The organism is Mycobacterium sp. FW102-FHT13B02 (genome assembly GCF_058790275.1).
This window is the reverse complement of sequence record NZ_JBYTCM010000010.1, coordinates 168211-190686: the sequence shown is the minus strand read 5'-3', so window position 1 is coordinate 190686 and position 22476 is coordinate 168211. Positions and strand designations below refer to the sequence as shown.

The following is a 22476-nucleotide window of genomic DNA, read 5'->3' as shown; positions in this document are numbered from 1 at the left end:
ATGATGTTCTGGCTGCCGTCGTACTTGTCGTCGTTGACACCCATCACGATGGTGATGTCCTCACCGGTGGCCGGCGCGGAGATGAGCACCTTCTTGGCCCCCGCCTCCAAATGCCCCTTGGCCTTGGCCGCATCGGTGAAAATCCCGGTCGACTCCACCACGATGTCCACACCGAGATCCCCCCACGGCAACGCCGCCGGACCCTCCTTGACCGCCAGCGCCGTGATCTTCGTGCTGCCCACCACCAAGGTGTCCCCGTCAGCACGCACCTCATGAGGCAGCCGGCCCAGGATCGAATCGAACTTCAACAGATGCGCCAGCACATCGGTGGAAGTCAGGTCATTGACCGCCACAATCTCCAGATCGGTGTTCGTCCCCGCCGCTTTCTGCGCGTCCAAGGCCCGGAAAAAGTTACGTCCGATGCGCCCGAAACCGTTGACGCCGATCCGAATAGTCACTGCTGTGCTCCTTCGCCGGTACTCCTGGACAGGTCATGCGGTGAATCCTCAGCCAGCCTAGTGCGGTGAGGAACCCCGCGTGCAGTACTCGACTCGCGCTCCGCGCGTCGGGTACGCCCCTGTCCGGTGACCACCGGTCGACGTGCGCTACGCGTCGTCGAGCAGGTCCGGGGTGACGGCCGACTCCGTGTCCGGAATCCCATCCTGCTTGGCCTTGCGGTCGGCCATCGACAGCAGGCGCCGAATCCGGCCTGCCACAGCATCTTTCGTCATCGGCGGATCAGCGAGCCGGCCCAGCTCCTCGAGCGAGGCCTGCCGGTGCTCGACGCGCAACCGCCCGGCGGCCGACAGGTGATCAGGCACCGTGTCGCCGAGGATGTCGAGCGCCCGCTCGACCCGGGCCGCGGCCGCAACCGCCGCCCGGGCTGACCGCCGCAGGTTCGCGTCGTCGAAGTTGGCCAGCCGGTTGGCGGTGGCACGCACCTCGCGGCGCATCCGCCGCTCTTCCCAGTTGAGCCTGGTGTCCTGGGCGCCCATCCGGGTCAGCAGCGCGCCGATGGCCTCGCCGTCGCGCACCACGACCCGGTCGCTACCGCGGACCTCGCGGGCCTTGGCGCTCACCCCGAGCCGACGCGCCGCGCCCACCAACGCCAGTGCCGCCTCCGGTCCCGGGCAGCTGACCTCCAGTGCCGAAGACCGGCCGGGCTCGGTCAGCGAACCGTGCGCGAGGAACGCGCCGCGCCAGGCCGCCTCCGCGTCGCCGACGCTGCCGCCGACCACCTGGGCCGGCAAGCCGCGCACGGGCCGGCCGCGCAGATCGAGCAGCCCCGTCTGCCGTGCCAGTGCCTCGCCGTCCTGCGCGACCCGGACCACGTACCGCGTGCTCTTGCGGATGCCACTGGCCGACAGCACGTGCACGACGGCGTTGTACCCGTACAGGTCGTAGATGTCCTTGCGCAGCCGCCGGGCGATGCTGCCCAGGTCCACCTCGGCCTCGACGACGACGCGACCGGCCACGATGTGCAGACCGCCGGCGAAGCGCAGCAGCGACGCCACCTCCGCCCGGCGTGCCGTCACCGAATTGACGACAAGCCGGCTCAGCTCGTCCTTCACTTCCGACGTCATCGCCACGAATCGTCACCTCTTGGTCCTTCAGGGGTCGGCTGCTGACGGAATCCGTCGGCCGACCGTGCGGCGGGAGTGGATGGCTCGTATGCGGGCCGGGCCGGTGCGCTGCCATTGAGACGCACCCGCTCCAGCGCAGCCGCAAGTCGTGCCGGGTCATGTAAAGGTGTACCAGGTCGGGATACGTCAGCAAACTCGACCTGAGCCTCGAGAAACGAGGCCGCCCGGCGCAGTTGGTCGCGTTCGCGTTCACTGGGGACACTCGCCGCGTCGACGATGATGTCGTGCACCGTCAGGCCGGGGGCGTGCTGAGACAGCACGTGCACATGCCGTTCGGCCGAGAACCCGGCCGTCTCCCCCGGCTCGGCGGCGAGGTTGAGCACCAGTGCCCGCCGCGCCTCTGTCGCCTGCAACGCGGCCAGCAGTTGGGGCACCAGCACATGCGGGATCACGCTGCTGAACCACGAGCCCGGACCGAGCACCACGAGGTCGGCCGACATGATGGCGTCGACAGCCTGCCGGGTGGCGGGCGGATCGCCCGGCAGCAGCCGGACCCGGCGCACCTTGCCCGGTGTGGTGGCGACCGCGACCTGACCGCGGATCACGCGACTCATCCGCGGATCGGCCTCGAGCCCGGACACGTCGGCCTCGATCTGCAGCGCGATGGGACACATCGGCAGCACCCGGCCCTTGACCCCGAGGATCCGACCGAGCTCGTCGAGCGCGGCGACCGGGTCGGCCAGCACCTCGTTGAGGCCGGCGAGCAGGAGGTTGCCGATCGGGTGACCGGCCAGCGCGCCGCTGCCGTTGAACCGGTGCTGGATGATGGTGGCCCACAACTGCCCGTGCGGACTGTCAGATGCCAAGGCCGCCAATGCCATTCGCAGGTCACCCGGCGGCACGATGTCCAGTTCGGAACGCAGCCGGCCCGACGAACCACCGTCGTCGGCGACGGTCACGACGGCCGTCACGTGTGGCGTCAGCCGGCGCGCCGCCGACAGCGTCGCGTACAAACCGTGTCCGCCGCCGAGCGCGACGATGCGCGCAGGTGCGCCGACCTCTTCGCGAGCGGCCGTCATTCGCGCCCCAGATCCCGGTGCAACACCCGCACGGTCAGGTTGTCACCGCCACGCAGCCGGCCCGCCAGCGCTTCGGCGATCGCGACGCTGCGGTGCTTGCCGCCGGTGCAGCCGATGGCCACGGTCATGTAGCGCTTCCCCTCCCGGCGATAGCCGTCGATCACAACCCCTAGCAGCCGATGGTAGGTGTCCACGAACTCGGCAGCGCCTTCTTGTCCCAGCACGTAGTCCCGAACCGCCGGATGCTGCCCGGTGTGGGGCCGCAACTCGTCGACCCAATGCGGATTCGGCAGAAACCGGACATCCATGACGGTGTCGGCGTCCATCGGCAGACCATATTTATAGCCGAACGATTCGACCGTCACGCTCGTGCCGGTTGCCGCCTCCTCGCCGAAAGCCCGCTCGATGCTGGCGCGCAACGCCGGTACCGGCAGCGTAGAGGTGTCGATGACCAGATCGGCCGTCGCGCGGACCGACTCCAGCAATCTGCGTTCGGCAGCAATGCCTTCCGCGAGAGTCTGGTTGCCCTGGAGCGGGTGGCTGCGCCGGTTCTGCTCGTAGCGGCGCACCAGGATGTCGTCGGACGCCTCCAGGAACAGCACTCGCGGGAAGACGCTGCGGGTCGCCAGTTCGCGGCGAACGAAGTCCAGGTCTCCCGTGAAGCCACGGGACCGGACGTCCATGACCACGGCCAGCTTGGTGATGCGCGAACCGGCGGCCAGGCCCAGCTCGACCATGCGGGTGATCAGCTCCGGTGGCAGGTTGTCGGCGACGTACCAGCCGAGGTCCTCGAGTACCTTGGCGGCGGTGCCGCGCCCGGCGCCGGACAGACCCGTGACCAGAACCACGTCGATTTCACCGGCGGCGTCACCGGCCGCACCGTCCATCTGTTCGTCTGTCACGACTTCGTCCATCCCCCGCTTCTCATCTGCTGCGCGCTCACTCTGGTGTCCGATCATTGCCCATATCTGTCGGCGCCGCCCCCGAAACCGGCTGGGAATCAGCGGTGCCGGCGGGGTCCACCGACCGCAGGGCGTCGACCACCGCCTGGGCCGTGGCCGCACCGATGCCGGGGACCGCGGTCAGTTCGTCGACGCCGGCCTCCTTGAGCCGCGCCACCGAACCGAAGTGGGTCACCAACGCTTTGCGCCGGTGCTCACCGAGGCCCGGGATCGCGTCGAGCACCGACGCCGTCATCCGCTTGGATCGCTTGCTGCGGTGATAGGTGATGGCGAACCGGTGGGCTTCGTCACGTACCCGCTGAAGCAGATAGAGGCCTTCGCTGTTGCGCGGCATGATCAGCGGGTCCGGTTGTTCAGGCACCCACACCTCTTCCAGACGCTTCGCCAAGCCGATGACCGCCACATCGGTGACGCCCAACTCGTCGAGCACAGTGGCCGCCGCATTCACCTGGGGCCCGCCGCCGTCGACCACGAACAGGTTGGGCGGGTACGCGAATCGCTTTGGCCGCGCCGGGGTTTCGGTGGTGTCGGCACCATCGGTGTCCGTGCGGACCTGAGTGTCGGCCACGTGGCGCGCGAAGCGCCGTCGGGTCACCTCGGCAATGGACGCGACGTCGTCGGACCGGCCGTCGCCCGCGGCCTCGCGAATGGCGTAGTGCCGGTAGTCGGATTTGCGAGGCAGTCCGTCCTCGAACACCACCAGCGAGGCCACCACATCGGTGCCCTGCACGTGGCTGATGTCGACGCACTCGATGCGCAGCGGCGCGTCATCGAGCTCCAGCGAATCCTGAATGCTTTGCAGTGCTTCGGATCTGGCGTTGAAGTCGCCGGCCCGCTTGAGCTTGTGCTGCGCCAGCGCATCCTGCGCGTTGCGCTGCACGGTGTCGGCCAGGGCACGCTTGTCGCCGCGCTGCGCCACCCGCAGCTGCACCCGGGAGCCACGCAGACCGGACAACCAGTCGGCGAGTTCATCCGCATTGTCCGGAAGTACCGGAACCAGAACCTCTTTGGGCACCGGGTTGGTGATCTCGTCGGTCGGCGCCGCGCCGCGCAGTTCGGCCTGATCGCCGTAGAACTGCGTGAGGAACTGACTCACCAGGTAGTCCACGCCCGATTCACCCGGCTCACCGGATTTCTCGATGACCCAGCCGCGCTGGCCACGGACCCGGCCGCCGCGGACGTGGAACACCTGGACAGCGGCTTCGAGATCGTCGTCGGCGAACGCCACCACATCGGCGTCGGTGCCGTCGCCGAGCACGACCGCCTGCTTCTCCAGCGCCCGTTTTAGCGCCGAGATGTTGTCCCGCAGCCGCGCCGCCCGCTCGAACTCCAATTCCGCTGCCGCCTCGGCCATCTGCTGTTCCATGTCCCGGGCCAGCCGGTCGGTCTTGCCCGCCAGGAAGTCGCAGAAGTCGTCGACGATCTTACGGTGCTCGGCTGCGGTCACCCGGCCGACGCAGGGCGCCGAGCACTTGTCGATGTAGCCCAGCAGGCAGGGCCGGCCGATCTGGTTGTGCCGCTTGAACACTCCGTTCGAGCAGGTGCGCGCCGGGAAGACGCGGGTGAGCAGATCGAGCGTCTCGCGGATGGCCCAGGCGTGCGAGTAGGGGCCGAAGTACCGGACGCCCTTACGTCGCGGCCCGCGGTACACGAACAACCGCGGGTACTCCTCGTCGAGGGTCACCGCCAGGACCGGATACGACTTGTCGTCGCGGTACCGGATGTTGAACCGGGGATCGAATTCCTTGATCCAGTTGTATTCCAGTTGCAGCGCTTCGACTTCGGTCGTGACGACCGTCCACTCCACACTGCCGGCCGTGGTCACCATCTGGCGGGTGCGGGGCGCGAGCGCCGACAGGTCGGCGAAGTACGAGTTCAGCCGGTTGCGCAGGCTCTTGGCTTTGCCGACGTAAATGACCCGACCATGAGGATCCCGGAACCGGTACACCCCCGGTTCGGGCGGGATGGTTCCCGGCGCAGGCCGGTACGTCGATGGATCAGGCACTGTTACAGGTTAGTTCGGCTGGCTGACAGCATCGGAGACGCCGGTCTCGGCATCGATGAACTCGCAGAACGCCGCGGCCTTTGCCACGTAGTTGGCGAACAGGTCATAGCTGGCCGCGCCCGGCGACAGCAGCACGGCCGTCACGCCTGGTACCGCGGCCGCTGCCCGTACCGCCGCCCCCAGGCTGTCGACCGGGTGCACGGACTCCGGGTGTGCCGCGGCGAAGCGGCGCCCGATCGAGGTCCCGTTGGTCGGCCCCTGGATGAGGTGAACGTCACGCGCGCCGGAGAGCAGATAGTCGTCGATCTGGTCGTAGTCGAGCTGACGGTCCATGCCGCCGACGATGAGCGCCACCCGGTCATCGGGGCGCATCGAGCGCAACGCTGCGACCACGCTCTCGCCCGTGGTGGCCAGGGTGTCGTCGATCCAGCGCACTCCCGGAGTGCGCCGCACCACCTGAAGCCGGTGCGGCAAGGACTCGAATGTCGTTACCGCGCCCAGAAATTCGTCGTCGGTCACCGGCCGGCCCATCACCTCGGCGGCAGCAACAGCCGCCAGGGCGCCGTTGACGACGTTGTGCTCGTAGGCCATCACATAATCGCCCGTTCCGAGTCCAGCCTGGGTGCGCGCCGCCTCTTCCGCGTCGACGGTGCGCACCACCGGCGGCAGGGCGATACCCAGGCGATCGAGGACGCCGAGCACCTGCGGTGTGGTGACCAGAATCTCGCCGCCGCAGGCGAAGATGTTGGCTTTCGCGCTGTGGTAGGCGTCGATGTCGCCGTGCCAGTCCAGGTGATCCTCGAAGAGATTGGTGATCACCGAGATTCGCGGTGACGCGGTCACCAGGGCGCACTGTTGGCTGGACAGCTCGGCAACCACGACGGCGCCCGGCCCCGGCTCCAGGTCCGACAGCGGGGTGCCGATGTTTCCCGCGACGACGGCGTCCGCGCCGAGCCGCCGCAGCAGGTGCGTCAGGAACGACGCTGTCGTGCTCTTGCCCTTGGTCCCGGTGACGCCGACGGTCTGGGCAGCGTACCGGCGCAGGTACCAGTCGGCGGCGCTGGACAACGTGCCACCGGCGGCGCGCAGCTGGGCGAAAAATGGCTGATGCCAAGGTATCCCAGGGCTGAGGAACACCACGTCGCACTCCGCGAGGCGGGCCAGGTGCTCGGCACCGCGCCACAGATTCAGATTGGCGATATCACCGGGCGCATCCAGGGTCCCCCGCCCCGCGTCGTCGACGGCGTCGATGCGCGCGGCATCCGCGGCGGCCGCGGTGCGGGCCAGCGACTGGCCCTCCTTGCCGAAACCCCAGATCCCGACCGCGGCACCGGCGAGGTCTGGACGCTGGGACGTCATCGCCGGTCGTCCAGGGCGGCGCGATAGCGCTCGGGCACGTACTGCACGGCGGAACTGTCGTCGTGGTCGCCGGCGACGCGCTCCAAATCGGCCCGCGCGCTGCGGAACTCCTCGACCAGCGGCAGGCCGGCCCACGATTCGTCGTCGAGAACGGTCAGCATCGCCTCGGCAGCCTCGTAGTACTCCCCGACGCATTCGAACGGCTTGTGCGCACCGATGCCGAGGATGTCCTCGAACTCGGCGCGACTGTCGGTGTCCTCGAACAGGTTTCGCCCGAATATCGCCTCCACCTCGGCGCGGCCCAGGCGCGGCGCCATCAGCACGAACACGAACTGGCACTTCGGGCAGTGGCCGCACCAGGTGGCACCGCGCCGGCCGGCATCGAGGGCGAAGGGCCGGTTACAGCTGATGAAGGCGCGGAAATACTGGGGGCTGGCGGCGAACCGATCGGCGATCTGCGACTCCGACAGGCCGCGCAGCAGCGAGAAGTAGCGGTCCGGGTTCAGCCCGTACGCGGCGAGGGTGTCGCGCAGCAACGTCTCGTAGGTGACACTCTTGGACCACTGATGGTTGATGTCCTGGCCCATCCATTCGACGTTGCCGACGTTGGACGAACGCTCGTTGGACAGCACCACAGGTCCCAGGCCGTTGGCGTCCGCCACGATCAAACCGATGATGCTGTTGATCGCGGTGACCGGGATGTGTCCGTTGTAGGCGCCGGCAGCGTTGACCTCGATGAGGGTCCGGTCGATGGTCCGCATGACGCGCACGTGCGGCAGCCCGCTGATCTCGATGCACCGGTCGATGGGGTCGAATTTGTTCACGTTGAACAGCACCGGCTGCAGCGGGGTGAGGGCTTCGATGGTCACCACCGAGTCCTTGCCGCCGCCGACCGGCACCAGCGGTGCCGCGTCGGGATTCCAGGTGTCGGGCTGCGGTTCGGAGATTTCCGGGGCGAGCGAAGCGACGGGAGAAGCATCGGCGCGGTCGCCGGTGATCTCCGGGCTCAGCGCGCCGGGCAGGTTGTTGCGGTAGGCGTATTCACCGAGGCCGCCGGCCAGCACCTGGCGCAGATAGTCCACTTCGAAATCGTAAGTGGGGAAAGCGATTTCGATCTGCGGCGGTGCGGCGGCCTTGTAGTAACTCAGCGAGCAGGTCAGCGTCAGCAGGCGCAGCAGCCGGTCGTCGGGCCGGCCACCGCCCAGGCTGTCCCCGAAATCGACGGTCTCGGCGAAGCTGACGTCGTCCGCGGAATCGGCCCCGCACATGGTGTAGCGCCCGCGGAACACGCCGCCCTCGACGTCGAAGCCGTCGATGCGAAACGACTTGTAGGACTGTGGGACAAAAGGTTTGGTCACAGCTGCTCCAGGAACGGCGGGTAGGCGGAATCAACGGGGACGGCGCGGTCGCCGAGCCGGGCGACGGGCTGGGTGCGGTACTGCGGCGAGATCCACCACGCGTGACGCACCGCGTCGACGGGGACTTCATCTCGGCGCACAGCAGGACGCAGAACACCGCAGGTCTGTAGTTGATCGAGGATCGAGACGGGCTCGGGATTCTCGACACCGACCGGTTCGGCACCGACGTCGAGCACCAGAGCGCCGGCCACGGGCGGCGTGACGCCGGTACCGGCCTCGATGCCGTCGACGCAGCCTTGTTCGGCCAGCTGGCGCTGCAGCAGGTCCACGGTGCCCAGGCTGGTCGTCCGGGCCGCCATCCGCAGCCACCGCTCGTCCGTCTCCGCCGGTGCGGTCCAGTCACTGTCGCGCCAGCCGATGCGCACCGGACCGGGTGCGTAGACCTGGGAAGGCGTGCCCGTCACCGCGCACCGACCGCCGTCCACGATCGTGACGGTCGCGGCCACCAACTGCCCCGAGAAGTGAGCCACCGCGGCGCCGAGGTCAGCTTCGGACGGCATGGCGAGCCCGAAGTAGTCCGCGGCTTCGGCGAGGTACTGCCACAACCACGCCATGTCGACGGTCCGGCCCTGGTAGATCGGCACGGTCACCGTCGGGTAGGCACCAAGGCGGTCGACCAGTTCGGCGGGCGCGATCGCCACGACGTCCAGCGGCGGCGAAGGCATGCGAAAATCGGTCACTATCAGCAAATTCTATCCCATGGGAGGGCGCGGACAGGTGGGCCTCGTGATGGGACGGATATGACGACCGGCGAGAAGCCGAAGGCGGATCGCACGTGACACCGACAGGGGTGATCCGGCTCACCGAGGCCGACTGGCGGATGTTCGCCGCGCTACGGCTGCGCGCGCTGGCCGATTCCGCGGGGACCGACGACGCCGAATACCGCACCGAGCTGAGCTTCACCGGGACGCAGTGGCGCCGGCGGCTGCGGGCCCACGCCCAGTTCGCCCTCGCCCAGGACAACCGCCTCGTGGGCCTGATCGCCGCGCATCGGGCCAGCCCCGGGTCGGTGTACCTCTACTCGCTGTGGACCGATCCGGTCGCGCGCGGGCGTGGCGTGGCGCGCACCCTGCTGACCGCGGCGATCGACTGGGGACGTGAGCTGGGAGCGCACACCGTGACACTGCGGGTGCACCGCGACAATGCGGCAGCGCTCGGGGTCTACCAGGACTTCGGGTTCGTCGCCACGGCCGAACCGGCCGAGGGTTCCCAAAACCCCGGTCCGGCAGACGAACTCACGATGTCTTTGACTCTGAGCTGAGATCCGGGCGGTATTTCGCGACCAGTTCCCGTAGCTGGTCCATCGCGTCGACTGCCCGCACCTTGTCGACGGTCTGGATGGCCATGATCGGGACGTACTCGTCGTCGGGCAGGTCCACCCGGGCCCACCGCGCACCCAGCGGGAACGAGACCCCGGCTACGTCGGGCCAGGCAATGAGCTTGTCGCTCAGGACGTTACGGACGACGATGCCGGCCGGACCCACCCGTAGCCGGGACCGTGTCGGCAGCAGTACCGCACCGGCCAGGATGAGCCCGAGCAGTGCCATGGAGACCTGGTCGGAGGTCTGGAAGATCACCCCGGTGGCGCCGAGTTTCAGTAGCGCACCCACAGTGATGTGCACGACGATGATGACGGCGGCCGCCGCGTACGCGACGTACTTCACCCGCTGCGGCCGGACCTCCAGATCCCAGCTGCCGGCATCCTTGGTCATCGGCGCAGGTCGCGCAGGGTGAGCGCGGTGGCCAGCGCCGCCGATGCGGCCTGCTCGCCCTTGTCTTCCGCCGAACCGGGCAAGCCGGCGCGGTCGATGGCCTGCTCTTCGGTGTTGACCGTCAGCACGCCGTTGGCGACCGGGGTCGACTCGTCGAGCGACACCCGGGTCAGGCCCTGCGTGACGGCGTCACACACGTAGTCGAAATGCGGTGTGCCACCCCGGATCACCACGCCGAGCGCGATCACCGCGTCGTGCGTCTTGGCCAATTCCTGTGCCACCACCGGGATTTCGATGGCACCGAGCACCCGGATCACAGTCGGTTCGGCAATGCCCGAGGCCGTGGCCACGCGGCGCGCGCCGTCCAGCAGTGCGTCACAGATGACGGTGTGCCAGGTGCTGGCCACAATGGCCAGCTTGATTCCGGACGCGTCGAGCGCCGGCATTTCCGGAACGCCGGCACCACTCATTTACCTTCTCCGTCTGTCGCGTCACCGGCGAAATCGTCGAGTCCGATGAGGTCGTGTCCCATCCGGTCCCGCTTGGTCATGAGATACCGGATGTTGTCGGCATTGGGGCCTATGGGCAGCGGCACCCGCTCGATGATGTGCAGGCCGTAGCCGTCCAGACCGACGCGCTTGGCCGGGTTGTTGGTCAACAGCCGCATGGACCGGATACCGAGGTCGACCAGGATCTGGGCACCGATGCCGTAGTCCCGGGCATCGGCGGGCAGGCCGAGTTCCAGATTGGCGTCGACGGTGTCGGCGCCGGCATCCTGCAACTGATAAGCCTGCAGCTTGTGCAACAGGCCGATGCCGCGGCCTTCATGCCCACGCATGTACAGCACCACGCCACGGCCCTCATTGGCCACCATCTCCATGGCGGCATCCAGCTGGGGGCCGCAGTCGCAGCGCCGCGAACCGAACACGTCACCGGTCAGGCACTCGGAGTGCACGCGCACGAGGACGTCGTCACCGTTCTCCGGGGAGACATCGCCGCGCACCAGGGCCACGTGTTCGACGTCCTCGTACATGCTCGTGTAGCCGACGGCCCGGAACTCGCCGTGCCGGGTCGGAATCCGGGCCTCGGCCACCCGCTCGATGTGCTTCTCGTGCTTGCGGCGCCACTCGATGAGGTCGGCGATGGAGATCAGCGCCAGGTCGTGATCGTCGGCGAAGACGCGCAGCTCGTCGGTCTGGGCCATGGCGCCCTCGTCCTTCTGGCTGACGATCTCGCAGATCGCGCCGGCGGGCTGCAAACCGGCCAGGCGGGCCAGATCGACCGCGGCTTCGGTGTGACCGGGACGGCGCAGCACGCCACCGTCCTTGGCGCGCAACGGAACTACGTGTCCCGGCTTGGTGAAGTCATCCGCGACGGCGTCCGGATCGGACAGCGCCTGCATGGTCTTGGCCCGGTCCGAAGCCGAAATGCCGGTTCCCACACCCTTTTTCACGTCGACGGTGACGGTGTAGGCGGTGCCGTGCTTGTCCTGGTTCACCGCGTACATCGGCAGCAGGCCGAGGCGGTCGCAGATGGCACCGTCGAGCGGCACACACAGGTAGCCCGAGGTGTAGCGGACCATGAAGGCCACCAGCTCCGGCGTCGCCTTCTCCGCGGCGAAGATCAGATCGCCTTCGTTCTCGCGATCTTCGTCGTCAATGACGACGACAGCCTTGCCCGCCGCGATATCGGCAATCGCCCGCTCGACGGAATCAAGCCTCGTCATCTCCACCACCCTTGCCGTGGCCACATCAGGGCCATGTTGATCACCTACCAGTATGAACCACTGGTACAGGCCGACTTACTCCCGCCGGTCCGCTCAGCGGACACGGCATGACCGGGCGCTACTGCGCCGGGGTGAGCAGCCGCTCGACGTATTTCGCGATGACGTCGACTTCCAGGTTCACCGTGGTGCCCACCGGCGCACGGCCCAAAGTCGTCAGCTGCAACGTCGTTGGGATGAGAGAAATCTCGAACCAGTCGCCCTGCTCGTCGCGGCCCAGGCCGGACACCGTCAGCGATACCCCGTCGACGGTGATCGAGCCCTTCTCGACCACGTACCGGGCCAGCTGCGGTGGCATCGCGATGCGCACGACCTCCCAGTGCTCCGAGGGTGTGCGCGCGAGGACCGTGCCAACCCCGTCCACATGGCCCTGCACGATGTGCCCGCCGAGGCGGCTGTTGATCGCCGCGGCGCGCTCGAGGTTCACCCGGCCGCCGACCTCGACGCCGGCCAGGCTGGACCGGTTGAGGGTCTCGGCCATCACGTCGGCGGAGAACGCACCGTCGGGCAGCACCTCGACGACGGTCAGGCAGACACCGTTCACCGCGATCGAATCACCGTGGCCGGCATCGGTGGTGACCAGCGGACCACGGATGACGAACCGGGCCGCGTCGGCCAGTTGATCCTTGCTGACGATCTCGCCGAGCTCTTCGACAATGCCGGTGAACATGGGGCCAAGCTTAGACAGTCCCCGTCGCTTCGCTCGCCCCTGAAACATCCCCCGTCGCTTCGCTCGCCCCTGAAACATCCCCCGTCGCTTCGCTCGCCCTGCCAAGCTGCTTCTCGCCGAAGTAGTGCGCCACCGGGTTGCCGTTGAAATTCGGGATCGGCCGGTACCCCTCCGATTCGTACAACCGCTGGGCATATGGCTGCCGTGACCCCGTATCGAGCCGGGCAACGGTGTAACCGAGCCCGCGGGCGGCGTCCTCCAAAGCCCGCAACAGGATTCGGGCCAGGCCCTGCCCGCGTGCCTCCGGCGCCACGTACATCCGCTTGATCTCGCACGCCCCGTCGGGCAGCCGCTTGAGCCCGCCTCCGCAGACCGGCCGCCCGTCGCGGTATCCGGCCAGGTAGACGCCGTGCGGCGGGCCGAGTTCGGCAGGCCCGGCCTTGGGCATGTCCGGTGCGTTCAGATCGAGCCCGCCGCGGACGTCGGCATACAGTTCGGCCATCTCGGCCTCCATGGCGCCGACCAGCGCCGCGCCGTCTCCGGCATCGATCGGAACCGCCCGGAATTCGACTTCAGCAACCATGCCTGTGGTTCTACCGGGCCATCGAGACAACTTGTTAGTCAGGCGCACCTATTACGATGCAGGACATGCAGACGCGCAAACGCTCCGCCATGCTTGTTTCCCTACTCTCCACCATGATGGCCGGGGTGCTCCTGGTCTCCGGCTGCTCGAAGTCCGAGGCACCCTCTACCCCGCTGCCCGACGCGGCGACGCTGCTCAAGCAGTCCGCCGACACCACCCGCGGCCAGCAGAGCGTGCACCTGGTCCTGACCGTCAACGGCAAGATCGCCAAGATGACGGTGACCAAGCTCACCGGTGACATGACGCTGACCCCGGCCGTCGCCGGCCAGGGCAAGGCCAACCTGTCGGTGGGCGGCATGGGGGTCCAGGACGCCCCGTTCGTGGTCTACGACAACCACCTGTACGCCTCGTTGTCGGCCGGTGGTCCCCTGTCCGACTTCGGCCCCGCCGACGCCATCTACGACATCTCGGCGATCCTGCGCCCGGATACCGGTCTTGCCAACATCCTGGACAACTTCACCGACGCCAAAGCCGTCGGTCGCGAGGACATCAACGGCGTGAAGACCGTGAAGGTCACCGGTACCGTCAGCGCCGACGCGGTCAACAAGATCGCTCCGCAGCTGAAGGTCACCAACCCGCTGCCGGGCACCGCCTGGATCGATGAGAGCGGCAACCACCAGTTGGCACAGGCGCAGCTGGAGACCAGCCCGGGCAACAGCCTGCAGATGACGCTGACCGACTGGGGTAAGCCGGTCACCGTCAACAAGCCCGACGTTCAGTAATGGCCGGGGGCAACAACCGCCACGTCGCCATCGCCGCGGGCAGCCTCGCGGTCCTGCTCGGCGCGCTCGACACCTATGTCGTCGTGACGATCATGACCGACATGATGAAGGACCCGCCGGACGGCATCGGCATCCCGATCAACAAGATCCAGCAGGTCACGCCGGTGGTCACCTGGTACCTGCTGGGCTACATCGCGGCCATGCCGCTGCTGGGCCGGGCCTCGGACCGGTTCGGCCGCAAACTGGTGCTGCAGGCCAGCCTGGCGCTGTTCGCGGTGGGTTCGATCGTCACGGCAATGGCCGGCATGTTCGCCCCGGCGAACGACATGATCGAACCGCTGATCCAGTTGATCATCGGCCGGACCATCCAGGGTGTCGCCAGTGGCGCGCTCCTGCCGGTGACGCTGGCACTGGCCGCCGACCTGTGGGCGGCCCGCAACCGCGCCGGGGTGCTCGGCGGTATCGGTGCCGCGCAGGAGCTGGGCAGCGTGCTCGGCCCGCTGTACGGCGTCGGCGTGGTGTGGCTGCTGAACGACTGGCGCGATGTCTTCTGGATCAACGTGCCGCTGACCATTGCGGCCATGGTGATGATCCACTTCAGCCTGCCCTCGCGCGCCGAGACCGAGACGCCGGAGAAGATCGACGTGCTCGGTGGCGTCCTGCTCGCCGTCGCGCTCGGGCTCGCGACCTGGGGTCTGTACAACCCCAGCCCGGACGGCAAGCAGGTGTTGCCGGAAAACGGTCCGCCGTTGCTGATTGCCGCCGCGGTGGTCGCCGTCGCGTTCTTCGTCTGGGAGAAGATCGCCCGCACGAAGCTCATCGATCCGGTGGGCGTGCACTTCCGGCCGTTCCTGGCCGGTCTGGCATCGTCGCTGTGCGCGGGCGCGGCACTGATGGTCACGCTGGTCAACGTCGAGCTGTTCAGCCGCGGTGTCCTCGGTATCGACCAGGCCCACGCGGTCTTCAAACTGGCGTGGTTCCTGGGTGCGCTGCCGGTCGGCGCCCTGGTCGGTGGGTGGATCGCCACTCGCGTGGGCGACCGCATCGTGGCGTTCGCCGGCCTGGTCATCGCGGCCGCCGCATACCTGCTGGTGTCGCACTGGGACATGAACGTGCTGGAGGCCAGTCATGACCTCGCGATCATCACGTTGCCGAAGCTGCCGACCGACCTGATCATCGCCGGCCTGGGGCTGGGTCTGGTCATCGGTCCGCTGACCTCGGCGACACTGCGGGTGGTGCCGACAGCACAGCACGGCATCGCCTCGGCCGCGGTCGTCGTCTCCCGCATGATCGGCATGCTGATCGGGATGGCGGCGCTGTCGGCGTGGGGTCTGTACAAGTTCAACCAGAACCTGGCGGCCTTGCCGCCGGCGAAGGGTGGCAGCCTTGCCGACGCGGCGGAACAGATCACGAAGAACGTCAGAATTGCCTACACCATGCAGTACAGCTCGATCTTCCTGATCACCGCCATCGTCTGCGTGGTGGGTGCGCTGGCGGGTCTGCTGATCGCCGGCCGCCACGAACTGGCCGACGAACCGGAGACCGCTCCGGAGGTGGATCCGGCGCCGGTGGCCTAGGCCATCAGCCCAACGACAACGGAGCCGCAGAGTCAATCGACTCTGCGGCTCCGTTATTTCAGTCAGCAGGCCCCGCGCACTCGACGCAGGCTCAGGTGTCCCGGCTCAGCACCGCTCCAGGCCCGGGCGCATCAGCACCACGTTGTCCGGGATGTATGCCGGGGTCGGCGCCGGCGCGGGCCCCTGGTGGAACCCGTTCGTGTGTGCCGCCAGGCGTTCCAGCGCCACATCCACGGCGTCGTCGAAGTCCTCGACCACGCTCAGGACCGCCCGCAGGGGCCGTCGGAACATCATGTCTTTGATGCCGTCTTCAACCGGACGGAAGCTGAGCCAGTCCTGCAGTGCAGTCATGCTCGTATCCTTTGCTCGTGTTCACCTTCGCTCTAACGACATCGGTGAGCGCGATATTTCGGCCGGATCCACGTGACCCGGTCCGTGCTTCTAATTTTACGACCGCGCAACCCCGGCCTCCTGCGCAGATGCCGAGGCGTTGATCTCGAACTGGTAACGATTAGCAGAACTAAAGATGGGTCGCGGTGAGGCCAATCACATTGCGCGCCACGGTGAATCGCACGTCTCATACGCTGCGGGAATCAATTCGGGTGATTCAGCATCGGCTCGCCACCGTTCAGAGCGCCGCGGGCGGCCTAAAAAGTTCGCTGGGACGCCCCCGAGCAATCAGTTCGGCACCAGGCTGAGGCGCACGTCGGCACCGACGGTGGCAACCCCGTCGAAACGCCAGCGGCGGGCCTGCGAGATGGTCGGCACACCGACATCGTCGATCGCCGTGATCGGTCCACCCAGCAGCGTCGGCGCCAGATAGGCCAGAATCCGGTCCACCAACCCCGCCCGGACGAACGCCCCGGCCAGCGTCGGGCCACCCTCGAGGATCACGTCGGTCCGGTCCGACAGCGCCTGGAGCACCTCCGACGGGTCGTGCGTCCGGATCACCATGGTGCGGGAATCGTCGTTGAGGACGTTCGATTCGGACGAGATTTCGCGTGCCCCGACCACCACTCGGAGCGGCTGACGCGCCGCCAGGGTGCCGTCGGGCAGGCGGGCGGTCAGCGACGGGTCGTCGGCCAGCACCGTGCCGGTCCCGACGACGATGGCGTCGGCCACCCCGCGGTGCCGGTGCACGTCGGCCCGGGCGGCGGGGCCGGTGATCCACTGGCTCGTACCGTCGGCCGCGGCACTGCGGCCGTCGACGCTGGCCGCGAACTTCCACGTCACATGGGGCCGGCCGGTGCGCTGGCGGTGCAGCCACTCCCGCAACGGCCCGCCGGACACCTCGTCGGCGAGGACGCCCGAGGACACCGTCACCCCGGCATCGGTCAGTCGCTGAGCGCCGCCCGCGGCCACCGGATTCGGGTCGGCCACGGCGAACACCACGCCCGCCACCCCGGCGTCCAGCAACGCATCGACGCAGGGGCCGGTGCGGCCCTGGTGATTGCAGGGCTCGAGCGTCACCACGGCAGTGCCGCCCGCAGCACGGGTACCGGCCCGCCGCAGTGCCACCACCTCGGCGTGCGCCTCCCCCGCCGGTTGGGTCCCGCCGACGCCGGCCACGTCGCCGTGGCGGTCCAGGATCACCGCGCCGACCGGCGGGTTCGGGTAGGTGGTGCCTTTGACCGCATCGGCCTGGCCGATGGCCAGCCGCATCGCGTCGAGCACCGCGGCGTCGAGCACCGCGGCGTCGAGCGCCTTCGGCGTCACAGCACCAGGTGCGGTGAGGCAGCCGCGGCCTGACGCCGCAAGGCCTCCACCGCGGCACCCGGATCGGCCGTGTTGTAGACCGCAGAACCCGCGACGAAGCAGTCGACACCGGCCGCGGCGGCCGCCTCGATGGTTTCGTCGTTGATGCCGCCATCGATCTCGACGATCAGGGTCAGCTCACCGGAGTCGACCAGGCGGCGCGCCGCGGTGACCTTGGGCAGCACCTCGGCGATGAATTTTTGGCCGCCGAAGCCGGGTTCCACCGACATCACCAGCAGTGTGTCGAATTCCCGCAGGATTTCCAGGTACGGCTCGATCGGGGTGCCGGGCTTGACGGACAGGCCCGCCTTCGCCCCGGCCGCGCGGATGTCGCGGGCGACGGCGATCGGGTCGTCGGTCGCCTCCGCGTGGAACGTGACGTTGTAGGCACCGGCCTCGGCATATGACGGAGCCCAGCGCTTCGGGTCCTCGATCATCAGATGGCAGTCCATCGGGATGTCGGTGACCTTCAGGAGGCTCTCGACCACCGGCAGACCCAGTGTCAGGTTCGGGACGAAATGGTTGTCCATGACGTCGACGTGCAGCCAGTCGGCGCCTGCCACCGCCGCGGTCTCGTCGGCGAGCCGGGCGAAGTCGGCCGAAAGGATGGACGGGGCGATCAGTGGGGCATGGGCGAGCGGAGCGACGGGAGATGGACCTGCCATGGCGGTCAGACTACTTTGAGCGCGGCCGCGAACATTGCATCGGTGCCATGCCGATGTGGCCATAACTGCACGTATGGTCCGGGCCCGAGCCGGTCCGCCGGTGCGAACAAGGGCCGGGTGTCGATCACCTCGACGGGCTGACGGCGCAGGGCGTCGGCGATCACGCCGACCGTCTCGGCCAGGTGTGGCGAGCAGGTCGCGTACAGCACAACCCCGCCGGGCCTGGTGAGTTTGATTGCCGCAGCGAGCAATTCACGCTGTAGCCGGGCCAGACCCGGCACGTCAGAGGGCTGCCGGCGCCACCGCGCCTCGGGACGACGGCGCAGTGCACCCAGACCGGTACAAGGCGCATCGACCAGAACCCGGTCGAACGAGCCGGGCTCCAGACCCGACTCGCGGCCGTCGACCCGCAGCACCTCGACACCCATACCGCTGGTGTTGCGTTCGACCAGATCCGCCCGGTGCGCTGCCGGTTCGACAGCGGTCACGTCGGCGCCGCACTGCGCGGCGATGGCGGCCAGCATCGCGGTCTTACCGCCGGGACCCGAACACAGGTCCAGCCACCGGGTGTCGTTGCCCTCCAGCGGCGCCTCGGTCAGCGCCCGGGCCACCAGCTGGCTGCCCTCGTCCTGCACCTGGGCGAGGCCGTCCCGGATCGGGTCCAGCTGGCCGGGGTCGCCGCCGGGCAGGTATACCGCGTACGGCGAGTACCGGCCGACTTCGCCGCCGACCGCCGCGGCCAGCTCGTCGGCGCTGATCTCACCGGGGCGGGCCGCCAGGTGCACGACGGGGCGTTCGTCGTCGCTGGTGAGCATCGCGTCCAGCTCCCCCGCGTCGGCGCCGAGTGCGTCGGCGAAGGCCTGGGCCACCCAGCGCGGATGGGCGTGGGTGAAGGCGGTGTGGCCGATCGGGTCGGCGGCGGCCGACGGCGCGAGCTCGGCCACCCAGGTGGCCTCATCCTTGCCCGCGATGGTGCGCAGCACGCCGTTGACGAAACCCGCACGCACCGAATCGAATTCGATGCCGGCCTGCTCGACGGTGGTGTCGACGGCCGCATGGGCGTCGACCCGGGTGCGGAGCAACTGGTAGGCGCCGAGCCGCAGCAGGTCCAGCAGCACCGGGTCGATCCGGTCGGTGGGCCGGCCGGCGGCACTCTCGATCACCGCGTCGAGCAGTCCGACGCAGCGGCAGGTGCCGTAGGTCAGCTCGGTGGCGAAGGCCGCGTCACGGCCCGTGATGTCACGCTCGCGCAGGATCGCCGGCAGCGCCAGGTTGGCGTAGGCGTCGCGCTCCGACACGGCACGCAGCACGTCGAAAGCGGCTTGGCGCGCCGGATCGAGCGGCTTGCGGCGCGGGCCGCGGGGGGCGCGCCGTTCGGCATCGGCCGGTCGGGACTGCGACTGGCCCGGCTGGCGGGCCTGACGATCCCGGCCACCCGAGCGGCCCTGGTTGTTCGGGCGGCCCTGCCGTCCCCGATCAGCGCCACTCTTACCGCGGTCGCGTCCGCCGCGCCCCTCGCTGCTCCGTTCGCTCACCGGGCCACCACACCTTCATCCAGCCGGGCGCCGCGCGCCCAGTCCGCCGCATTCATCAGTTTCTTCCCCGGCGGTTGCACCATGCCCAGCCGCACCGGAGAGCTCCCGGTGCCGATCAGCACCTCCTCCGTCCCCCGTCGCTCCGCTCGCCCGGCTGCCTTCTCCACGCGAATTACGCCGGGCGCCAACGGTTCTGCCTCGACCCGAACCACCGGGCCGAGTTTCACCCGCAAGTCGCCGATCTCGGTCCAGGCACCCGGGTTGGGCGTCACCGCGCGAATGCGGCGGTCGACCACGTGTGCGGGCAGGTCCCAACGCACGCGCGCGTCTTCGACGGTGACCTTGGGGGCGATCGTCACGCCGTCGGCGGGCTGCGGCACCGGGGTCAGTGCACCGTCCTCGACACCGTCGAGCGTCGTCTCGAGCAGACCGGCACCGGCGTCGGCCAAGCGGGCCAGCAGGTCACCCGCGGTGTCAATGGGCCGTATTGCCTCGGTCAGCACGCCGTACACCGGGCCGGAGTCCAGGGCACGTTCGATCTGGAACGTCGTGGCGCCCGTCACCTCGTCGCCCGCGGCGATGGCAGCCTGCACCGGGGCGGCGCCGCGCCAGGCCGGCAGCACCGAGAAGTGCAGGTTGATCCAGCCCCGCCGCGGCACGGCCAGCAGTTCGTCACGCAGCAGGGCACCGTAGGCGACGACGGCGCAGCAGTCCGGTGCCAGCTCGGCGAGTTCGGCGACGAACTCCGGCTCGTTGGGTTTGGCCGGCCGCAGCACCGGAATACCTTCTGCCAGAGCAAGTTCGGCCACCGGGGACGGCGCCGGCTTGCCCCGCCGACCGGAGGCCGCGTCGGGTCGGGTCAGCACCGCGACCACCTCGTGGCGGGGCGACGCGATGAGCCGGCGCAGGGACGGCAGCGCGGGTTCCGGAGTTCCGGCGAAGACGATACGCACGATCCACCAGGCTACTGCCTATTTCCCGTCGCTCCGCTCGCCCGGCTTTGTGATCGGACCGAACCCACTCATCCGATGTGCAGCGGATCGATCTGCACGCGCACCGGCTCCTGATCATGGCGGGCGCTGAGCACACCCGTCGCCCGCCGTAGGGCCGCCGCCAGCACCAGCCCACGGTCGCGCGGGACCCGCACCAGCATCCGGTGTACCGGAGAGCCTGAGTCCACACCGGGCGGACGGCGGGCGCCGAACGGCAGGTCGACCGGACCGAGCACCTCGGCATCGGGTGGCAACGCCGCGGCCTCCAGCAGCGCGTCGACCCCCTCCGGAATGCCGTCGACGGCCGCGAGGTGCACCGCAGGTGGCAGCCCGACCTCGGTTCGGCCGTCGAGCTCGGACTCGGCATGCCCGACCGGGTCCCAGCGCACCAGCGCCTGCACCGTCGGGATCGACGACTCCGCGACCACCGCCACCGTGCCGCCGGCAGCCCGATCGACCACCATGGCCGACACTGACATCCACCGGCGCAGCGTGTCCTCGGCGGCCCGCAGATCCTGGCGGCCCAGCAGGGCCCACCCGTCCAGGAGCAGCGCCGCGCCGTAGCCGCCGTCGGCGCGTGGTTCGGCGCCCGGGGTCGCCACCACGACCGCCGGGCGGGCGGGTACCTCGGTCACCACGGCGTCGCCACCGGAGGTGACCACCGGGACGCCGGGAAAGGCGCGGCCCAGCTCCTCCGCGGTGCGCCGGGCACCGACCACCACGGCGCGCACGGCATCCGAGCCGCACCGGCCACAGCGCAGCGCGATGTCCTGGCGGCCGCACCAGCGGCAGACGGCGCCGACGGTGTCCCGGTCGGGCAGCGACAGCGGGCCGGTGCAGTGCCGGCACCGGGCAATGGTCCGGCATTTGCCACACGCCAGCGCGGGAACGTAGCCGCGGCGCGGCACCTGCACCAGTACCGGCCGCCCGGCGCTCAGGGCCGCCCGCGCGGCCCCCAACGCCATCGACGGCAGCCGCGCGGTGCGCGCGGCGGCGTCGCGCTCGTGGGTGTGCGCGTCGTCGTCGAGCGCGACGACCCGCGGGGCCCGCGCGCGCACGACGGAGCGGCCGGCCACCAGGTCATGCGCCCAGTTACTCCGCACCAGCGCCTGCGCCTCCGCGGTACGGGAGAAGCCGCCGATCACTGCACCGCAACGCAATTGGTGCGCCCGCAGCATCGCGACCTCCCGGGCGTGCGGGTACGGTGCGCGGGGTTCGGCGAGCGAGTCGTCACCGTCGTCCCAGACAACGATCAGCCCGAGGTCGGAGACCGGGGCGAACACCGCACTGCGCGTGCCGATCACCAGCCGGGCTTGGCCACGCAGCACCGACAGCCACCGCCGGTACCGCTGCGACGGGCCGAGGCCCGCGGACAGTGCGACCACCCGGGACTCGTCGACGAGTGTCAGCGCCGCGGCGTGGACGGCGTCGACGTCGCGCTGGTCGGGGACGATCAGCAGCGCACCCCGCCCGGCGTTGACGACGACCGCCGCGGCCTCACACAGCCGCCTGGCCCAGTCCTCGCCTGGCAGCGCCTGCCACACGGCGCGGGCCGCCCGGCCCTCGCCGAGCGCCTCGAGGAACTGCTCACCGCGGCCGTAGTTCGCCCAGGCACCGGCGTCGACCCGATGCGGGGTGAGCGGCGGGAGTTCCGGCGGCGCCTGCTTCTCGACGGTGGCGTGCCGGGGCGGAATGGCCAGCCGCAGCACGTCGGGACGGCTGCCCGCGTACCGGGCGGCCACCGCTTCGGCAAGGCGCTGCACCGCCGGGGTCAGTACCCGCTCGGCCGAGACCACGCGATCCAGCCAGCCGAGCTTGCCGGAATGGTCGGTGTCCGAACGTCTTTCGAGAATGAAGGCGTCGACCAGCCGGCCGTTGAACCGGACCTTGGCACGCACGCCCGGCTGGGCGTCGTCGGACAGGTCGGCGGGCACCAGGTAGTCGAACTCGCGGTCCAGGTGCGGCACCGACAGCATCGGCAGCACCCGGGCCACGGGCTCGTGTTCGGCCTGCGCC

The 22476-nt window shown here is 69.3% G+C and carries 22 protein-coding genes; 3 read left to right on the top strand and 19 right to left on the bottom strand.

Annotation, left to right across the window (positions count from 1 at the left end):
- The 8 genes from AC3WTE_RS18955 to AC3WTE_RS18920 form a co-directional block, all read right to left on the bottom strand.
- A partial coding sequence (locus tag AC3WTE_RS18955) for a glyceraldehyde 3-phosphate dehydrogenase NAD-binding domain-containing protein (protein WP_492439890.1) occupies positions 1-458 on the bottom strand: 458 nt, incomplete at its 3' end.
- Positions 459-605: 147 nt separating this feature from the next.
- Entirely contained in the window at positions 606-1583 is a 978-nt protein-coding gene (whiA, locus tag AC3WTE_RS18950) for a DNA-binding protein WhiA (RefSeq protein ID WP_043393046.1), read from the bottom strand.
- Complete coding sequence (locus AC3WTE_RS18945) at positions 1580-2662, bottom strand: gluconeogenesis factor YvcK family protein (protein WP_492439888.1); 1083 nt, start codon at positions 2660-2662, stop codon at positions 1580-1582. Before AC3WTE_RS18945 ends, whiA begins: the two co-directional genes overlap by 4 nt.
- A complete protein-coding gene (gene rapZ / locus AC3WTE_RS18940) occupies positions 2659-3549 on the bottom strand; it encodes an RNase adapter RapZ (protein WP_492439908.1) in 891 nt (296 codons plus the stop codon). The genes AC3WTE_RS18945 and rapZ overlap by 4 nt, the downstream gene beginning before the upstream one ends.
- 52 nt (positions 3550-3601) lie before the next feature.
- Entirely contained in the window at positions 3602-5629 is a 2028-nt protein-coding gene (gene uvrC, locus AC3WTE_RS18935; protein WP_492439887.1) for an excinuclease ABC subunit UvrC, read from the bottom strand.
- Positions 5630-5638: 9 nt separating this feature from the next.
- The gene (gene murD / locus AC3WTE_RS18930) at positions 5639-6988 is read right to left on the bottom strand and encodes a UDP-N-acetylmuramoyl-L-alanine--D-glutamate ligase (RefSeq protein ID WP_492439885.1); all 1350 of its coding nucleotides are present in this window, start codon (positions 6986-6988) and stop codon (positions 5639-5641) included.
- Positions 6985-8346 carry a MurL-like N-terminal domain-containing gene (locus tag AC3WTE_RS18925; RefSeq protein ID WP_492439883.1) on the bottom strand — a complete coding sequence of 454 codons (1362 nt, stop codon included), beginning with the start codon at positions 8344-8346 and terminating at the stop codon, positions 6985-6987. Before AC3WTE_RS18925 ends, murD begins: the two co-directional genes overlap by 4 nt.
- Positions 8343-9086 carry a hypothetical protein gene (locus tag AC3WTE_RS18920; protein WP_492439881.1) on the bottom strand — a complete coding sequence of 248 codons (744 nt, stop codon included), beginning with the start codon at positions 9084-9086 and terminating at the stop codon, positions 8343-8345. Before AC3WTE_RS18920 ends, AC3WTE_RS18925 begins: the two co-directional genes overlap by 4 nt.
- A 95-nt stretch (positions 9087-9181) precedes the next feature.
- Here AC3WTE_RS18920 and AC3WTE_RS18915 point away from each other — a divergent pair, with 95 nt between their 5' ends.
- Positions 9182-9667, top strand: a complete 486-nt coding sequence (locus AC3WTE_RS18915; RefSeq protein ID WP_492439879.1) for a GNAT family N-acetyltransferase — start codon at positions 9182-9184, stop codon at positions 9665-9667.
- On the opposite strand, the gene AC3WTE_RS18910 is transcribed toward AC3WTE_RS18915, so the two are convergent.
- The 5 genes from AC3WTE_RS18910 to AC3WTE_RS18890 form a co-directional block, all read right to left on the bottom strand.
- The gene (locus tag AC3WTE_RS18910) at positions 9642-10118 is read right to left on the bottom strand and encodes a PH domain-containing protein (protein ID WP_492439877.1); all 477 of its coding nucleotides are present in this window, start codon (positions 10116-10118) and stop codon (positions 9642-9644) included. The genes AC3WTE_RS18915 and AC3WTE_RS18910 overlap by 26 nt on opposite strands.
- Complete coding sequence (gene ribH / locus AC3WTE_RS18905) at positions 10115-10588, bottom strand: 6,7-dimethyl-8-ribityllumazine synthase (protein WP_492439875.1); 474 nt, start codon at positions 10586-10588, stop codon at positions 10115-10117. The genes AC3WTE_RS18910 and ribH overlap by 4 nt, the downstream gene beginning before the upstream one ends.
- On the bottom strand, positions 10585-11844 hold the full coding sequence (locus tag AC3WTE_RS18900; protein ID WP_492439873.1) for a bifunctional 3,4-dihydroxy-2-butanone-4-phosphate synthase/GTP cyclohydrolase II: 1260 nt from the start codon (positions 11842-11844) through the stop codon (positions 10585-10587). The genes ribH and AC3WTE_RS18900 overlap by 4 nt, the downstream gene beginning before the upstream one ends.
- Positions 11845-11962: 118 nt before the next feature.
- On the bottom strand, positions 11963-12571 hold the full coding sequence (locus AC3WTE_RS18895) for a riboflavin synthase (RefSeq protein ID WP_492439871.1): 609 nt from the start codon (positions 12569-12571) through the stop codon (positions 11963-11965).
- Between the two features lie 10 nt (positions 12572-12581).
- Positions 12582-13154: a GNAT family N-acetyltransferase gene (locus tag AC3WTE_RS18890; protein WP_492439869.1), complete on the bottom strand. Its 573-nt coding sequence runs from the start codon at positions 13152-13154 to the stop codon at positions 12582-12584.
- A gap of 65 nt (positions 13155-13219) precedes the next feature.
- On the opposite strand from AC3WTE_RS18890, the gene AC3WTE_RS18885 reads away from it, so the two are divergent.
- Both AC3WTE_RS18885 and AC3WTE_RS18880 read left to right on the top strand, forming a co-directional pair.
- Complete coding sequence (locus AC3WTE_RS18885; RefSeq protein WP_492439867.1) at positions 13220-13936, top strand: LppX_LprAFG lipoprotein; 717 nt, start codon at positions 13220-13222, stop codon at positions 13934-13936.
- Complete coding sequence (locus AC3WTE_RS18880) at positions 13936-15513, top strand: MFS transporter (RefSeq protein WP_492439865.1); 1578 nt, start codon at positions 13936-13938, stop codon at positions 15511-15513. The genes AC3WTE_RS18885 and AC3WTE_RS18880 overlap by 1 nt, the downstream gene beginning before the upstream one ends.
- 105 nt (positions 15514-15618) lie before the next feature.
- On the opposite strand, the gene AC3WTE_RS18875 is transcribed toward AC3WTE_RS18880, so the two are convergent.
- The 6 genes from AC3WTE_RS18875 to AC3WTE_RS18850 form a co-directional block, all read right to left on the bottom strand.
- On the bottom strand, positions 15619-15864 hold the full coding sequence (locus AC3WTE_RS18875) for a hypothetical protein (RefSeq protein ID WP_492439863.1): 246 nt from the start codon (positions 15862-15864) through the stop codon (positions 15619-15621).
- A 327-nt stretch (positions 15865-16191) separates the two neighbouring features.
- Entirely contained in the window at positions 16192-17175 is a 984-nt protein-coding gene (ribD, locus tag AC3WTE_RS18870) for a bifunctional diaminohydroxyphosphoribosylaminopyrimidine deaminase/5-amino-6-(5-phosphoribosylamino)uracil reductase RibD (RefSeq protein ID WP_492439906.1), read from the bottom strand.
- 50 nt (positions 17176-17225) lie between these two features.
- A complete protein-coding gene (rpe, locus tag AC3WTE_RS18865) occupies positions 17226-17933 on the bottom strand; it encodes a ribulose-phosphate 3-epimerase (protein ID WP_492439861.1) in 708 nt (235 codons plus the stop codon).
- Positions 17934-17938: 5 nt separating this feature from the next.
- On the bottom strand, positions 17939-19468 hold the full coding sequence (locus AC3WTE_RS18860) for an RsmB/NOP family class I SAM-dependent RNA methyltransferase (protein WP_492439859.1): 1530 nt from the start codon (positions 19466-19468) through the stop codon (positions 17939-17941).
- Positions 19465-20421, bottom strand: a complete 957-nt coding sequence (fmt, locus tag AC3WTE_RS18855; protein WP_492439857.1) for a methionyl-tRNA formyltransferase — start codon at positions 20419-20421, stop codon at positions 19465-19467. The genes AC3WTE_RS18860 and fmt overlap by 4 nt, the downstream gene beginning before the upstream one ends.
- A 68-nt stretch (positions 20422-20489) precedes the next feature.
- Positions 20490-22436 carry a primosomal protein N' gene (locus tag AC3WTE_RS18850; protein WP_492439904.1) on the bottom strand — a complete coding sequence of 649 codons (1947 nt, stop codon included), beginning with the start codon at positions 22434-22436 and terminating at the stop codon, positions 20490-20492.
- Between the last annotated feature and the right edge of the window lie 40 nt (positions 22437-22476).